The organism is Nocardia coffeae (genome assembly GCF_019890715.1).
In the GTDB taxonomy this organism is placed as follows: Bacteria; Actinomycetota; Actinomycetes; order Mycobacteriales; family Mycobacteriaceae; genus Nocardia; species Nocardia jiangxiensis.
The window spans coordinates 252,031-267,316 of the sequence record NZ_JAINZY010000006.1; the positions used below are offsets into that span (position 1 = coordinate 252,031).

The window sequence follows — 15,286 nt, forward strand, 5'->3', positions numbered from 1 at the left end:
GAAGAAGGGGATCATGTCCGACGCCGACCTGCGCGAGTTCTACCTGCGCTACATCGGGGCGCTGAACGCCCACGAGATCCACCGTATGGACGAGTTCATCAACGACGAGACCACCCTGAACGGCGAGCCGGGCACTCGGGACCAGGTCATCGCTGTGCTGAACGGCGACATCGACGCGGTCCCGGACTTCCACTGGGAGCCCCGGGAGATCGCGGTCGATGGTGATCGCGTGGCCGCCCGTCTGACCAACACGGGCACACCCGCCAAGGAGTGGCTCGGCGTGGCCCCCACCGGCGCCTCGTTCGAGATCGTCGAGTACGCCATCTATCAAGTTCGTGACGGGCGGTTCGTGCACATGACGGCCCTGCACGACGCCGAGACCCTGAGGCGGCAGCTCGGTGCCTGACCGCCGTAAGCCGATCGGCGTCGGCATCGTCGGCCTGAGCGCCACGGGAGGCTGGGCGGCCGGGGCTCACCTGCCCGCGCTGAGCGCCGTAGACGGGATCGAGCTTCGCGCGCTGGCGGCGAGCTCCGAAGCCTCGGCCCAGGCCGCGGGAGTGGCGTATGGCGTACCCGCGTACACGTCGGTCGAGCAGCTCGCCAGCGACGAGAACGTCGACCTCGTCGTTGTCGCCGTCAAAGTGCCTCAGCACCGCGAACTCGTGTTGCCCGTGCTGAAGGCGGGAGTGCCGGTGCTCTCGGAGTGGCCGCTTGCCGTCGACCTGCGCGAGGCCGAGGAGATGGAGCGTGCCGCCGGGACGACACGCTCCTTCGTCGGTCTTCAGGGACGCTCCTCGCCTACCTTCCGCTGGCTGGCCGACCTCGTGTCCGAAGGATTCGTGGGGGAGGTGCTCTCCGCCACCGTCGTGGCGTCTTCGACCGAATGGGGCACTCCGGTGTCCCCGGCCATGGTCTACACGCTCGATCGCAAGCTCGGGGCCACGATGCTGACCATCGCGTTCGGACACGCGATCGACCTGGTGTCGATGGTCGTCGGCGAGCTTCAGGAAGTGGTTGCTACGACCACGACCCGGCGCCGCCAAGTGCCCCTCGGGCGCACCGGGCAGGTCGTTCCGATGACCGCCGAGGACCAGATCGCGATCTCGGGCACCGTGGCGGGCGGGGCGATCCTATCCGTCCACCACCGTGGAGGCGCGGCATCGGGTGCAGGGTTCTCTCTGGTCATCGATGGCACGGAGGGAAGACTCGAGATTACCGCCGCCGAGTTCCCGCACATCGGTCCGGTCACAGTGTATGGCGCACGCAACGACGGTCGGCCGACGAAACTCACGCTGCCCAGCGGCTACGACGACTACCCCGCCCTGGCCGGAACGGTGATCCACACGCTGGTGCACGCCTACGCCGCGATTCGGGACGACCTCGTCCACGGAACGGCTATCACCCCGGACTTCACCCACGCCGTCAAGCGCCACCGACTCCTTGACGCGATCGTACGGTCCGCCGCCACAGGCCGACGACAAGCCCTGCACCCTTACGACCTTCGTGCGCAGTAGTTGATGGTGCGTGACCTGGGGTTACCTGGTGAGTCCGGCGGACTTGTCGGACACGAGGCCGGCGATGGCGTTGATGATCGCAGGGAGGAGTTCGCGGCGGCCGGTGTGGACCGCAATTGCACTGCACACCACACCCGGCGTCCTCGTTGCAGAGTCGAGCGCGGGTTATTGCAGTCCGGATCGGGTGTCAGAAACTGTGATGCTCCACCGTCCGCCGGTAACTCTGCTCCCGTGGTGAATGTCGCGCCGAACGCGAGGTACTCCACAGCGGTGGCGATCTCCTCGGACAACCCGAAGCGCCGCATCGGATTACGGCTGCGGAACTCTTGTTTCGAGGACAAACTCGAACTCATCGCAACCGGTCACTGCGTCGCGGTCCTGCCCGCGGGCGACCACCGCGCCACCAACCGCGACGATATCGCCGTCGTACCCCTCGCCGGCATCGAGCCGTGCGAGGTCGTGCTCGTCACTCGCGCGCATGCCTGCTGATCGAACCAATGGAAGCCGGCCATGCGATCCCACCTCGTCGGCTAGCCCGGATATCGCCATCCGGGCAGCGCTTCGTCGCAGACCGGTTGCTCGGTTCACGCTCCGAGCACATCGAGCTGGTGAGATTTCACGCGGGAATTCTCAGCGGCTCGCTCGTAGTATGCGGACCGGGCGCAGTGACTGGGGTGGTTCGCCCTCGAATTCCGCGGATCCCTCGAGGTATCCAGCGATGAGGTCCGTGGCGGAGTGGTCTTCGACGTCGGTGAAGCCGAGCGCGCGCAACTGTGCGGCGATGTGGTCAGGAGTGAAGTAGCTGAACCATGGTTCGCCGACAGCTGCCGCTCGGTGTGCGCGCTCCTGCAGTTGTACGCGTTCCTCGTCGGTGTCGGCCGCCTGCAGGTAGTCGAAGATCACCTCGACCGGCTCCGATTGACCAGCAATGTATTCGAGGGTAGTGCGGGCGGCGTCGGGAGTCAGATAGAAGACGACACCGAGCCACACGAACACGGCCGGATCGGTCCGGATGAATCCGGCGGCCTCCAATCGTGTTGCCAGTGTGTCGGTTTCGAAGTCGACCGGCACGAAAGTCAACCGCTCGGGCTGGTCGATACCGGATGCGGCGAGGCGTTGGTGTTTCCACGCTTGGGTAGCGGGATGGTCGACCTCGAATACCCGCAGACCGGGATACGGGTTGCGGTAGGCGAAGGTATCCAGGCCCGCGCCGAGGATCACGACCTGTCGCACGCCGGCAGCGACGGCCTCGGCCACACGATCCTCGGCGAAACGGGCACGAGCAGCGAAGAACAGGCGGCGCGGCCGATCACCGACACCCAGCCGCAGGATTCCCGAATCCACACCGCTACCGGGACGATCCGCTGCGGGCCGGCCCAAATCGGTCAGCTCATCCACAGTGACACCCAGCAGACGTGCCGCCAGTGGATCGGTAAGAATCCTTGGCCGGTCAGCGATTTGATGATAGGCACGGGCATAAGCAGTCACGAGCGCTGTCCGGCTGGGTCCCTCATTGTCCATACTCGAGAAGCTACTCACGAACAGTGCGCGAGCAACACCTCGTGTTCGACGAGGCGCGCCTCGGTGAGCTCGGACAGCCGACGGGTCAGCACGCTCGAGGAGAGGTTGCCGCATGCACAGCATCCCGACGGCCTGTCGAAAGCGAACTTGCGGGTTCCGCAGCGGAGGTCCTATCGTCACCTCGACCCGATAGGCGCTCTCCAGGAAACACAGTCGCAGAGTGGGAGCCCCGCCTCATCCGAGTAGGCGTGGGTGGGCGACGCGATTACGCACGCCCATCTCCTACGGAGGATTTCATGCATATCGGTCTCGGCCTTCCCATCGCTGATCCCAGCACGCTGCCCGAATGGGCCCGCCGCGCAGAAGCCGCCGACTTCTCGACACTCGGCCTGCTCGACCGCCTCGTCTACGACAACCCGGAACCGCTGATCACCTTGGCGATGCTCACCGGTGCCACCAGCCGAATCCGCCTGCAGACCGAGGTGCTGATCGCACCGCTGCGCGATCCCGCATTGCTCGCCAAGCAAGTCGCCACGCTCGACGTGATGTCCGGCGGCCGGTTCGTGCTCGGTCTCGGCGTCGGCGGTCGCGACGACGACCACGAGGCCAGCGGTACCGATATGCGCGCCCGAGGCCGCCGCCTGGATCAACAGCTCGGCGTCATGCGACGCCTGTGGTCCGGTGACCGGTTCAGCGACAGTTGTGGTCCCATCGGACCCGCACCCGTCACGCCCGGCGGTCCCGAACTGCTGTTCGGCGGCTTCGCGCCCGCCGCCATCGACCGCGTGGGCCGCTGGGGTGGCGGGTTGCTCGCCGCCGCTGCGCCCTCCTGGGCCGGCAACCTCGTGGATCTGGCCCGCAAGTCCTGGAGCGACCACGGCCGCTCCGGCTCGCCGCGCATCGTCGCCCAGCTGAACACGGTCCTCGGCCCACAATCGTTGATCGATCAGGCCCGGGGAGCCATTCTCGACTACTACGAGTTCAGCGGCCGCGCCGGCTACATGGCCGACGGGATGCTCACCACCCCGGACCAGATCCGTTCCGCCATCCGGCAATTCGAAGATCTCGGCGCCGATGAGGTCATGCTCTACTGCTACGGCACCGATCCCGACCAGGTCGACCGTCTGGCCGATGCCGTGCTGTGAAGGCCCGAAGCCGGGCCCGCGCGGACGACGACGCTTCCGGCATCCGGATGGGGCGTTGATGACCCGAATCGCTCGATAATCGGCATGTGCGGACGGCCTGCTCGTCACACGTCGACAAGGTCATCGCTATCGTGAACGACAAGGTCACCGTGCAGTCGCAACTAGACCGACGTGGCCGAGTCGACTCGCGGATCGGAAAGAGCGGCGTCGAATCATGGCAGAGGACCTGACCGTGACTCGGGTGTTGGTGATACCCGCGTCCGAGTTACGCGAGCGGTTCTCACGGTCGTCCGGTCCGGGAGGCCAGCACGTCAACACCACCGACAGCCGGGTAGAGCTGTCGTTCGACCTCGCCAACTCGCCCTCGGTGCCGGATGGGCTGCGCGCCCGGATGCTCGACCGGCTGGCCACCCGTCTGGTCGACGGGGTGGTCACGATCGCCGCATCGGAGCAACGCGCACAGCTGCAGAACCGCGCGGCCGCCCGCGAACGCCTGGCCTCGTTACTGCGTGAGGCCGCTGCCGCCCCGCCACCTGTTCGCCGCGCCACCAAGCCCTCGCGCGGAGCGAAAGAACGTCGTATCTCCGCGAAGAAGCGGCGCGGCGTCATCAAACGCAACCGCCGGGCCTCCCTCGACGACTAACCGACGGCAGCGCCACAGGTCGGGTATCGGCGGCACAATCGTTGTCGAACGGGCCCGTGCTCCCGAGTTCGAGCCAGATGCTCGGGGGTCGGCGGGCTGAGTTCATCGTGGTTGTCGGCGTGCGCGGCGCCGTCGTTGCAGGCCGGGGTGTACGCCGGGAGGCAGGCCCGCGTGGGCGGCGATGCGTGCTGTTCTTCCGCACCGTGCACCAGGCCATCGCAGTCCGCCGTGAGGAGGTGGTTGCCTGATCCGCCGTTACGAGCTGAAACGTCCGCCATTCGGTATGCGCATGGCTTGTCTCCTCGGCGCAGTCGCCGGCGCCGGTCCCGATCTCCCGCCGAATCTCGGTGCCTGATCGCGGATCAGGCTCGGAATCGTTCTCGCAGTGGGCGATCGGTGGGGGTGCTGGGGTAGATGCCGCGGTCGATGAGGCGGGGCACGACCTCGTCGATGAACTCCCGGATGGCTGTCGAGCCCGCGGCGAACATGAGGTTGAAACCGCCGATGTTGCCGTCGTCGTGCCAGGCCGCGAGGTCGTCGACGAGGTCGTCGTAGGTGCCGACGAACTTGCGGTGCGTCGCCCCGCCGCGGCCGACCGCCTGTGCGACGACCTCGCGCACGGTCACATCGGGGTGCTGCTGAATCCAGTTGTAGAGCCCGACGTAGTTGCCGAAGGTGCTCTTGATCGTCTCCTCGACGTCTTCGGGGCGCGGTAGCAATGTGGTGGGGAACGGTTCGGCGAGGTCGCCGAGCGGAACGTCGATGCCGAACTGTCCCAACGCGAATGGTGCGAGGGGTTCCCAATCGACGTGACTGTCCAGTTCCCGCAGTTTCTCCTCGGCCTCTTTCGCGGTCCGGCCGAGGTAGGGGATCAGGCCGGGGACGGCCGGGACCGAACCCGGTGTCCGGCCCTGTTCGATGAGCGCCTTGTCCAGTGCCTCGCGGTAGACCGCGGCGCTGGCACGAGTGGAGGAGTTGGTGAACACCATCTCGGCATGTTTGGCGGCGACCTCGATGCCGGGGCCCGAGCCGCCCGCCTGCGCGATGAGCGGCCGGTGCTGGCGGCTGGGCGCGATGTTGAGTGGTCCGGAGACTCGAAACAGGTTGCCCTGGTGGTCGATCGGGTCGGCGTAGAACCGGGTGAGGCCGTCGGGATCGCGGCGCATCGCACGGTTGTCCCACAAAGCTCGCAGGACCTGGAGGAACTCGTCGGCGCGTTGATAGCGCTCCGCGCGATCCAGATGGTGTTGCAGGCTGTAGTTCAGCGCGAAGCGATCGACCACCGAGGTGACGGCGTTGTATCCGGCGCGGCCATCGGAGGCCTGGTCGAGCGAGGCCAGCAGCCGGGCCAGGGTGTACGGGTCGTAGAAGGTCGTCGACGCCGTTGCGATCAGGCCGACGTGCTTGGTGTGCTGGGAGATCGCGGTCAGTGCGGTGATGGGCTCGGCCGGCCCGCCGTCGAATGCCGGAGACCCCTGCATGCCGGGGATGTCGCCGACGAACAAGGCGGTGAACAGACCCTCGTCGCCGAATGCGCCGTATTCGAGCAGGCGCGCGAAGGTGCTGCGTTCGGGAACGCCCTGCGCCCGTTCGTATTTGTAGGCTCCCTGGTGCAGGTTGAGGTCGTTGGCTACCAGGTTCAGATGGAGATGGCGTTGCTCTGGCATGGGCGGCTCCTGTCGTGGCATCCCCAGGGTAGGGGCGCGTCGTTCGAGCGGCGTCAGCTTTCTCGGGCAGGCGTGCAGAAATCAATGAGAGCGCTGGCTACCTGGTCGGGCGCGTTCTCGGTCGGGATGTGTGCGGCTTCCGGGATGCGTACGAGTGTGCTGTGCGGGATCTGCGCGACGAATTTCTCGGCGTACTCGACCTTCTCGAAGCGGTCGTCCTCGCCCCAGATCAGCAGCTTGGGCGTTGGGGAATGTTGCAGTGCGGGAACGAGATCCAGGGTGTAACGGCTATCGGCGGCGGCGACCATGGACAGCCAGGAGCGGCGGACCCTCGGATCGGTCCACGGATCGAGATAGTCGGCGATCCGTTGGTCGGTGGCGGCACCGGCCAGGTCCCTCGTGACGGCTGTTCGGCGGGCGGTGAGGAGGTCATCGCCGGTGGTCGCCGCAACGGCCCCGGGGTCCTGGAAGCGAGCCACGTGGGGCGCGGGCCAGGAGTCGTAGGCGACCGAGTTGAGCAGGGCCAGCCGGGACACCACAAGCCGATCACGGGCGAGGAGATGCTGAGCGACGGCTCCGCCGATGTCGTGGCCTGCCACGGCGATCGGCCCGGAGAGTTGCAGCGCGGACACAAACCGCACCACCCACTCCGCAAGGGCCGGAACCGAGGCCATGTCCGGGGTGAGCTCGCCTCCTGAGCGCCCGAGCCCGGGAAAATCGACCGCGATGGGATGTAGCCCTGCGCGGCCGAGGTGGCCCAACACCGGAAGCCACACTCTGCTCCAATACGTGCCGTGCAGCAGCAACACCGCAGGGCCGCCCGGCCCCGCGGTCAGGTAGCTGGCCGGTTCTCCATCAACCCGAACGGCGTTCCGCGATACCGCTGTTTCTGTGCTTTCACTCATGGGACCACTGTGACCCGACGCCTATCTCCCGGCCGAGAGTCCGAAAAGACATCCCTGGGTAGATTCTTGCCATGAACCGTCATCGGGTGGTGGCCCTGCTCAACCCGCCGCAGTCACCGTTCGAACTCGCCTGTGCCGCAGAGGTCTTCGGCACCATCCGGCCAGATATTCCGGTTCACTACGACTTTCGGATCTGCGCCGAGCATCCCGGCCCGCTGCGAACCACCGTCGGCCACGCGATGCTCGTCGACGCGGGGCTGGCGGCCCTGCGGGAGGCAGATACCGTGGTCGTGCCCGGTTGGCAGCCGGCCGGGGCGCTGGTGTCGCCGGCGGTCATCGACGCGTTGCGGGCTGCCCACCAGCGCGGGACGCGGATCGCCGCCATCTGCACGGGAGCGTTCGTGCTCGCACAGGCCGGACTGCTCGACGGCCGCCGCGCCACCACTCACTGGCGTCACACCGCCTTGCTCGCCACGACATTCCCCGAGGTTCGGGTCGACCGAGACGTGCTCTACGTGGACCATGGCGACGTGGCGACCAGCGCCGGAACCGGTGCGGGCATCGACCTGTGCCTGCACCTGGTGCGCTGCGACCACGGCGCGGCATATGCCGCCCAGATCGCCCGGAACATGGTGCTGCCGCCACACCGGGACGGCAACCAACTCCAGTACGCCACACAGCCCGCCCCGGCCAGGGCGGACGAGTCGTTGTCGCCCCTACTGGCATGGGCCACCTCCCAGCTCGACACCCCACTGACCATCGGCCGACTCGCTGGACGCGCCGGACTCTCGAACCGAACACTCGCCCGGCGATTCACCGAACAGCTCGGCACCAGCCCTGGACGATGGCTGCTCGGCCAGCGCCTCGACGCGGCACGGATGCTGCTGGAAACGACCGATCTCCCGGTGGAGGCCATCGCCACCCGTGTCGGACTTGCCTCAGCGGTCAACCTGCGCCGCCACTTCCGTGCCCATCTCGCCACCACCCCGGGTGCATACCGTCGAACCTTCGGCGAAACTCAGCACTTCGAACCCACCCCGAACACTCCGGGAGGAGCGGATGTTCGAAGTGGCGCGCACTTGTAGGATTCTCTTGTGTTGGAACAATTCCGAGTGCAGCGGGCCGTGGCCGCCCCGGCGGCCGAGATCTTCGCCATTCTCAGTGATCCGCAGGGGCATGTCGCCATCGACAGTTCCGGCATGCTGATGGCGGCGAGCGGAGAGGTCGTCACCGCAACCGGTGACACCTTCGTCGTGCACATGGACCGCGAAGCTCTCAACGATTACCCGCTGGGGCTGTACGACGTGACCGTCGAGATCGTCAGGTTCGAACCGGATCGGGAGATCGCCTGGACCATTCACGGTCAGCGAAGGTGGGAACACATCTACGGCTACGAGCTGGAACCGATCGAGGCAGGCACACTCGTGACCTCCTACTACGACTGGTCGGCGGTCCCGCAGGAACTCAAGGACCGAGCCGGTTTCCCGATCATCCCGGAAAGCGCGCTGCGCGCGACCCTCGGCATTCTGGCTCGCACGGTCGCCCCCGGTAAGCCGCGACCGGAACTGCCTGCGCGATAACGCAAACCGGCCGGGCCGGTTGTGGTGGGCGCCATCGAGCGAACGCTCATCGGCGTCTCCGTGCGGATGCCTGTCGACATGCCCCGACAGGTCTCGAGCCGTCCATCCCGGACAGGAGGGCACCGCGGCACCGGGATCTTGTCGTGCCGCCGTCAGCAACGCGCCGCTTCGGCGAGGATCAGTTCGAGATACCGGCGAGAATCCATCTACGCTCGGGAGTCGATCGTCGCTGTCGATGCCGTTCCGCACGATCGCCTACGGAACCGGGGTCATTTCCGGGTGCAGCAGGGTGGCCGGGGATTTCGGGAGATCGTCGTAGCGACCGAGTGTCGTGTCGAAGAAGGTGCGCAGGTAGCCGCGCTGTAGATCGAGCGAGTCCTGCGGGGTGATGGTGCCGACCATCTCGGGGGTGAAATCGGCGGGAATGACGCCCGCGGCGGCCAGGGCGGGAACTATCAGCTGGTTGTCGCAGAACGAGTGATGCTGCGAGCCGTCGAGCCGGAATTCCAGTTTCGGTCCGCGATCGGCGGCCCAGAACTGCTGCCAGCTGCGGTCCTGGGCTCGTCCGTGGTCGGTACTGCCGATCAGCACGAACGGGCGGTCCAATCCATCGGTGAGCACCGAACCCCACAGGGTGCCATCCAGATCCACCCCTGCGGCGACGCGCCGATCGTCATGCATCACCTGGGCCGCGGTGGCGCCACCGAGTGAATGCCCGAACATCGCGATCTTCGAAAGGTCGAATATTCCGGCGAGATGCGCGGGTAGCGGATGCCCGTCGGCGTCCGGGTCGGCACCCGCGCCGAGGTCAGCGAGTCGGTCGAGGACGAATCGGGTGTCGGCGACGCGGACCCGCATCGCCTGTTCGATCTGTGCCTTGGCCTGGTCGATATTCGCGGCTCGCGGCAGGACGCTCTTTTCGAGCCGTCCGCCGGGGAATTCGGTCGCCAACGATTCGTAGGTGTGGCTCATGGCGACCACGACGAATCCATGACTGGCGAGATCCTCGGCCTGCGCGGTACTGGCCTCCCGCGGCATGCCCAAGCCCGGAGAGAACAGCACGATCGGCCGCCGCCCACCGGCGCTGTCTGCCGCCGCATCGACCCGACCGTGGCTGGGCGCCAACGTCCACGACCCCGCCATCGGCGCACCGATCTTGGTCAAGCCCGCCGTGTAGGCCGTGGTCACCTGTTCGGAAGCCCAGGGCCGCACCGGCGTTGCCGCTCGATCGGCGGTGGGGTACCAGATGCTGACCATCAGCTCGCGGGCACGAGCCGGGACATACGGATCGTGACGAGACGGATCGACCAGATGCAGATCCACCACGCCGATCGCATCGGAGCCGGTCGGCTCGGGCAGGGTGACGACCGCCGATACCTGTCGCGATGGCACCGGTTCGGCTCGGGCAACGGCGTCAACCGCGGCCGAGGTCAGCAGCAGAATCAACAGACAACGAAATACCCTGCCCAACAAGACAATCCCCCAAGTCTCGACCGCCCTCGACCGGTTCAGCCTAGCCGAAATAATCTCCGCGGGAATGGCACCCCGCTCGAGAGGGGCGCCCTCCGCAGCCGATTTCGGGCGTTCAGGTGAGGATCTGGGCGAGTTGGTCGGTGGCGTGGACGAGCCACTCGGGCTCGCCGTGTCGCCGACCCCACATCGCTTCGCGGACCGCTCCGACCTGCGTCCAGCGTCTCGCGCGCTCGGTGTCGAGTTCGGCTGCGTCGCAATAGATATCGAGGTAGCGCAGGACGGTCCGGCGCATGTTCGAGGAACGGAAGACCTCGGTGAAGCGGGGGCTGCGGATCACGTTGAGGGCGTCGTGTGCGGGGTCTCCGACCCAGGTCTGGGGGTCGATCGCGAGCCAGGGTTCGCGATCGGAGGCCAGGATGTTGGCGTCGTGCAGGTCTGCGTGGACGAGGATGTCGGGCTGGTCGGGGCCGAGTTCGCGCAGGGTGGCAACGGTGGCGTCGAGTACCTCGCGTGGTACTGGATTGCCGAAAGCTGCTGCGGTGGTGAGGATCTCGTGTTCCCACTGATCGATCTTCCCGGCCAGCCGAGGTAGCCCCGGTGGTGCCGGTACGGCCAACCGGTGTGAGAGTCTGCCCTGGATGGTGAGGGCTTGTTCGTGATCGGTGACGGTGGCGAGGGTGCGCTGGGACGCTCGTTCCAGCAGCATGGCGAAATTGTCGTCGTCACGCGCGAACAGCCGCGTGGCGCCATTCCCCGCCCAGGTCGCGTACGCATCCGGGTCGTGAACGTTGCCCGGGTGCGGGAACGACACCTTGACCACCGCGGGTGTCCGGTCCGGACGTCGCACCGGAACGACGATCCCGACCTGGCCGTGCATCACCGGCCCCGTAGGCGTGCACGACCAACGCTCCAGCAGCACATCCACCAAGCCCGGCAGGGCGGCTACCCACGCCCGCCCGCGTTCGCCTTCGTTGGCCGACTTGATCCGAACGAATTCCTCCGGGACCTCGATCATGAGACGACCCTACGTGCGCTACGCCGGCCGTATCGTCCGGCGAGTCGGCGAACTCCAGTCCGGCCGGACGCCGGATCAGTGCTCGCCGGAGAAGATCTCCCGAACCTCCCGTAGCGCATAGAAAACCAGGACGTAACCGGCGACAGGGTCTGCCCACCACCATCCGGCGATGCTGTTGAGCAGCAGGCCGAGCAACACGGCGGCTGCCAGTAATCCGTCGATCAGGGTTACTCGGCCCTCGGTCGCCAGCACCGGATTCCCGAGTGCGGCACCCGTGCGAGCCTTGCCCGCTGCGAGTGCGAACATTGTCACCGCCGTCACCCCTGTCCACACGATTCCCAGCAGGGAATGGTCGGGATGGAATCCGGAAGCCAGCACCACTGTCGACTGGACCAGCAGGTATACCGCCAACGCCGCGAAGCCGACGCCGATCAGCCGCAGCGCCGGTCGCTGACGTGCCTGCCCGGTACCGGACAGCTCCCAGACCACCACGGCGGACGCGCCGATCTCGATCAGCGAATCCAGTCCGAATCCGGCCAATGCCACCGATCGTGCCGAGATCGCGGCAACGGTCAGCACCACGATGCCGATCACGTTCCAGCTCAAAGTGGCGTACTCCAAGGCGAATCCGCGCCGCAGCAAGCCGGTGCGAGTGCTGTCGTCGATATCGGTCACCCCCGCAGTCTCACACACTGTCGGCGGGGATCTCGTTGCGAGGATCTGGGCAACCGAAATGGCATCGCGCAGTTCGAGTTCCCTGCGTCAGCAGCTTTCCGCTGATGTATGACTGCGGTAGCGTCGACCGCTGAGCGGGCCAGGTCAGCGGAGGCTGATCTCCACGCTCGCATGCGATCCCGCGGACTCGCCCTCGGGGCCGAACAGGTCCACCGTGACCGAGCGGGTGTCCGGTCGGGCGCGCAGTTTCGCGGGCTGTCCGCAGAACAGGGGAGCGCGGTTGCGGTGACTCAGTCGTACCGGGCGTCCGGGCCACGCGCCGAGTCGTCGGACCTCCGCCGCGGCCAGGGTGATCAGCGGGCCGTGCACGACGAGTCCGGGATAGCCCTCGACGCGGGTGGCGTACGGCCAGTCGTAGTGGATGCGGTGGGCGTTGGCGGTGGCCGCGGAGAATCGCATGAGCAGGGTGGGATCTGTCGTGAATTCCCAATCTGTTTCGTCGCTGCGGCGGAACGGGCTGCCGACCGGGGTGAGGGCTGCGGCGTCGGCCACCGGCGCCTCGGTCGCGCTCGGTGTGCCCGCTTCGCGGTAGATCAGATCCTGGCGTTCGGTGAGGGCGAGCTCGCCGCCGTCCCGGTAGAGCCGAATACTGACCACCACGACGACGAGTCTGCCCGAGCGGCCGGACTTCTCGGTCACCGAGTCCACCCGCGAGATCCGTCGCACGGTCTCGCCGATGCGAATATCACTGTGCCAGTGCACCTCTCCACCGGCGAACATCCGCCGGGGCAGATCCACTGGCGGCAGGAAGGTTCCCCTGGCCGGATGCCCGTCCGAACCGATCTCGGTGGACACGGGCCAGCTCGGCAATGCTACCCAGTGCCACATCGGCGGCAGTTCGTCACCCGGACCGGGCGCGGGCAGACCGTTGTCGAACAGGGCGGCCAGTGCGGTGACCGGTCCCGGATCGATCGTCTCGGCGGTGGTGACGGTATGCGGTTCCCACTCGGCCATCACATGAGCCTTCCACCGGTGACCTCGAGTACCGTGCCGGTCATATAGGAAGACAGGTCGGAGGCGAGAAACAGTGCCACCGAGGCGATTTCGTTCACCTCCCCGGCGCGGCCCAGCGGAATTTCGGCCATTTTCTGCTCCCACGCCTTCTCCGGCATCGCCTCGGTCATCGCGGTGCGGATCAGGCCGGGCTGGATCGCATTGACCCGAATGCCATGGTGCGCAACCTCCTTGGCCGCGGCCTTGGACAATCCGACGATGCCTGCCTTGGCCGCCGAATAGTTCGTCTGGCCGACCATGCCGACCTTGCCCGAGAGCGAGGACAGGTTCACGATCGCGCCGCTCTTGCGCTCGCGCATGATCGCCGCGGCCTTGCGGGTGCCGTTCCAGGTGCCCTTGAGGTGCACGGAGACAACCTGATCGAACTGGTCCTCGGTCATCGTGCGCATGGTCGCGTCGCGGGTGATACCGGCGTTGTTGACCATGACGTCCAGCCCGCCGAAGGTGTCCAGCGCGGCCTGCAGCAGTGCGTCCACGTCGTCGGCATTCGTCACGTCGCAGCGCACGCCGATCGCCGTCTCGGGCCCGCCCAGACATTTCGCGGCGTCGGTGACGGTGCCGGAATCCAGATCGCCCAACACGATTCGGGCGCCCTCGGCAACGAACCGTTCGGCTATCGCGTAGCCGATGCCCTGGGCCGCGCCGGTGACGACGGCGATCTTGTTCTCCAGCAATGGTTCGGACATGTCGAACTCCGTTTCCTCAGGTGCAGGGTACGTCGTCGCGGGGTGCGCTCACACGCGTTTCCCGGCCTCGCGGATCAGTCCGCCGCCGATGATCAGGCGCTGAATCTCGCTGGTGCCCTCGTAGAGTCGCAACAACCGCACGTCGCGGTAGATCCGCTCGACCGGCACGTCCCGCATATATCCGGTGCCGCCGTGGATCTGCACCGCGAGATCGGCGGTCCTGCCTGCCATCTCGGTGCAGAACAATTTGGCCGCCGACGGCCCGATCCGTCGATCCTCCCCGCTGACGTACCGCCGCGCCGTCTCGCGCACCAGCGCCCGCCCGGCCATCACGCCGGTCTGCTGATCGGCGAGCATCGCCTGTACCAGCTGGAATTCGCCGATCGGCCGCCCGCCCTGCGTCGCCGACGCGGCGTACGCGACCGATTCGTCCAGCGCCCGCTGTGCGGTGCCGACCGCCAGCGCCGCGATATGCACCCGGCCGCGCGCCAGCGACGTCATCGCCGCCCGGTAGCCGACCTCCTGCGACCCGCCGACCAGTGCGCTCGCCGGTACCCGCACGCTGGAGAACACCACGTCGGAGGTCCACGCGCCCTCCTGGCCCATCTTGCGGTCCTTGACCCCGACCTGCACCCCGGGCGTATCGGCGGGAACCAGGAACACCGCGATACCCGGACCGGACTCGTCGGCCGGACGGGTCCGCGCGAACACCACGAACAGGTCCGCGAGCGGAGCGTTGGTGATGAACCGTTTCTGCCCGTCGATCACCCAGTCCTGGCCGTCACGAGAAGCCTTGGTGCGCAAACCTGCCGGATTCGAGCCCGCGCCCGGCTCGGTCAGCGCGAACGAGGCCACCACCTCACCCGACGCGATCCGCTCCAGCCAGCGCTGTTTCTGTTCGTCGGTGCCGAAACCCACCAGGACCTGTCCGGCGATGCCGTTGTTGGTGCCGAACATCGACCGCAATGCCAGTGAGGTGTAACCGAATTCCATCGCCAGTTCGACGTCCTGGGTCAGATTCAGGCCCAGCCCGCCCCACTGCTGCGGGATCGCGTACCCGAACAACCCCATCTCCGCGGTCTGTTTGCGCAGATCCGCCGGGATGGCGTCGGCATCCATGATCTCCTGTTCGCGCGGCACGACTCTGGTCCGGACGAAGTCGCGTACCTGGGCGAGAATCACGCCGAAATCCTCGGAGTCCACTTCGGGGTCGCCGGTGACCAATACAACCTCCACGAGCAAGGGAGAGCGCGGCCGTGGACCACGCGATGGCAGTGCGCGTCGGACACGCCGGTTGCCACTGCCGCTCCCGGGTACGCGATTGTTCGTTGCGATATGTTATGTCGAATTCATCGGTCGGGCAATGCATCTCGCGACCACGAGCAGCG

General features: G+C 67.0%; 16 protein-coding genes. 7 read left to right on the forward strand and 9 right to left on the reverse strand.

Features of this window, described 5'->3' with window-relative positions; translation table 11 throughout:
* The first annotated feature begins 13 nt into the window (after positions 1-13).
* The 3 genes from K7711_RS23255 to K7711_RS23265 all read left to right on the forward strand — a co-directional run bounded on the left by K7711_RS23255 (position 14) and on the right by K7711_RS23265 (position 2,003).
* The gene (locus K7711_RS23255) at positions 14-406 is read left to right on the forward strand and encodes an ester cyclase (protein WP_222971548.1); all 393 of its coding nucleotides are present in this window, start codon (positions 14-16) and stop codon (positions 404-406) included.
* Positions 399-1,514: a Gfo/Idh/MocA family protein gene (locus K7711_RS23260; protein WP_222971549.1), complete on the forward strand. Its 1,116-nt coding sequence runs from the start codon at positions 399-401 to the stop codon at positions 1,512-1,514. The genes K7711_RS23255 and K7711_RS23260 overlap by 8 nt, the downstream gene beginning before the upstream one ends.
* 231 nt (positions 1,515-1,745) lie before the next feature.
* A complete protein-coding gene (locus K7711_RS23265; RefSeq protein ID WP_222971550.1) occupies positions 1,746-2,003 on the forward strand; it encodes a hypothetical protein in 258 nt (85 codons plus the stop codon).
* A gap of 141 nt (positions 2,004-2,144) precedes the next feature.
* On the opposite strand, the gene K7711_RS23270 is transcribed toward K7711_RS23265, so the two are convergent.
* The gene (locus K7711_RS23270; protein ID WP_222971551.1) at positions 2,145-3,035 is read right to left on the reverse strand and encodes a class I SAM-dependent methyltransferase; all 891 of its coding nucleotides are present in this window, start codon (positions 3,033-3,035) and stop codon (positions 2,145-2,147) included.
* Between the two features lie 296 nt (positions 3,036-3,331).
* Between K7711_RS23270 and K7711_RS23275 the strand changes: the two genes are divergently transcribed.
* Together K7711_RS23275 and arfB are read left to right on the forward strand one after the other, a co-directional pair.
* Complete coding sequence (locus K7711_RS23275; protein ID WP_222971552.1) at positions 3,332-4,180, forward strand: LLM class flavin-dependent oxidoreductase; 849 nt, start codon at positions 3,332-3,334, stop codon at positions 4,178-4,180.
* Between the two features lie 214 nt (positions 4,181-4,394).
* On the forward strand, positions 4,395-4,823 hold the full coding sequence (arfB, locus tag K7711_RS23280; RefSeq protein WP_222971553.1) for an alternative ribosome rescue aminoacyl-tRNA hydrolase ArfB: 429 nt from the start codon (positions 4,395-4,397) through the stop codon (positions 4,821-4,823).
* Positions 4,824-5,185: 362 nt separating this feature from the next.
* On the opposite strand, the gene K7711_RS23285 is transcribed toward arfB, so the two are convergent.
* Entirely contained in the window at positions 5,186-6,490 is a 1,305-nt protein-coding gene (locus K7711_RS23285) for an NtaA/DmoA family FMN-dependent monooxygenase (RefSeq protein WP_222971554.1), read from the reverse strand.
* A 53-nt stretch (positions 6,491-6,543) separates the two neighbouring features.
* Complete coding sequence (locus tag K7711_RS23290) at positions 6,544-7,395, reverse strand: alpha/beta fold hydrolase (RefSeq protein WP_222971555.1); 852 nt, start codon at positions 7,393-7,395, stop codon at positions 6,544-6,546.
* Positions 7,396-7,466: 71 nt separating this feature from the next.
* Between K7711_RS23290 and K7711_RS23295 the strand changes: the two genes are divergently transcribed.
* Together K7711_RS23295 and K7711_RS23300 are read left to right on the forward strand one after the other, a co-directional pair.
* The gene (locus tag K7711_RS23295; protein ID WP_222971556.1) at positions 7,467-8,480 is read left to right on the forward strand and encodes a helix-turn-helix domain-containing protein; all 1,014 of its coding nucleotides are present in this window, start codon (positions 7,467-7,469) and stop codon (positions 8,478-8,480) included.
* 9 nt (positions 8,481-8,489) lie between these two features.
* Complete coding sequence (locus tag K7711_RS23300; protein WP_222971557.1) at positions 8,490-8,975, forward strand: SRPBCC family protein; 486 nt, start codon at positions 8,490-8,492, stop codon at positions 8,973-8,975.
* A 255-nt stretch (positions 8,976-9,230) separates the two neighbouring features.
* Here the strand turns inward: K7711_RS23300 and K7711_RS23305 are convergent, their stop codons facing one another.
* From K7711_RS23305 to K7711_RS23330, 6 genes are all read right to left on the reverse strand, one after another.
* The gene (locus K7711_RS23305) at positions 9,231-10,421 is read right to left on the reverse strand and encodes an alpha/beta hydrolase family protein (protein WP_222971558.1); all 1,191 of its coding nucleotides are present in this window, start codon (positions 10,419-10,421) and stop codon (positions 9,231-9,233) included.
* A gap of 139 nt (positions 10,422-10,560) precedes the next feature.
* Positions 10,561-11,463, reverse strand: a complete 903-nt coding sequence (locus tag K7711_RS23310; protein ID WP_222971559.1) for an aminoglycoside phosphotransferase family protein — start codon at positions 11,461-11,463, stop codon at positions 10,561-10,563.
* A 75-nt stretch (positions 11,464-11,538) separates the two neighbouring features.
* Positions 11,539-12,138 (reverse strand): cation efflux transmembrane domain-containing protein, encoded by a 600-nt coding sequence (locus K7711_RS47755; RefSeq protein WP_222971560.1) that lies wholly within the window; start codon positions 12,136-12,138, stop codon positions 11,539-11,541.
* A 144-nt stretch (positions 12,139-12,282) separates the two neighbouring features.
* The gene (locus K7711_RS23320; protein ID WP_222971561.1) at positions 12,283-13,152 is read right to left on the reverse strand and encodes an HTD2 family dehydratase; all 870 of its coding nucleotides are present in this window, start codon (positions 13,150-13,152) and stop codon (positions 12,283-12,285) included.
* Positions 13,152-13,898: a 3-oxoacyl-ACP reductase FabG gene (gene fabG, locus K7711_RS23325; RefSeq protein WP_222971562.1), complete on the reverse strand. Its 747-nt coding sequence runs from the start codon at positions 13,896-13,898 to the stop codon at positions 13,152-13,154. Before fabG ends, K7711_RS23320 begins: the two co-directional genes overlap by 1 nt.
* Before the next feature lie 48 nt (positions 13,899-13,946).
* Positions 13,947-15,134 carry an acyl-CoA dehydrogenase family protein gene (locus tag K7711_RS23330; protein ID WP_308014904.1) on the reverse strand — a complete coding sequence of 396 codons (1,188 nt, stop codon included), beginning with the start codon at positions 15,132-15,134 and terminating at the stop codon, positions 13,947-13,949.
* Positions 15,135-15,286 lie beyond the last annotated feature (152 nt).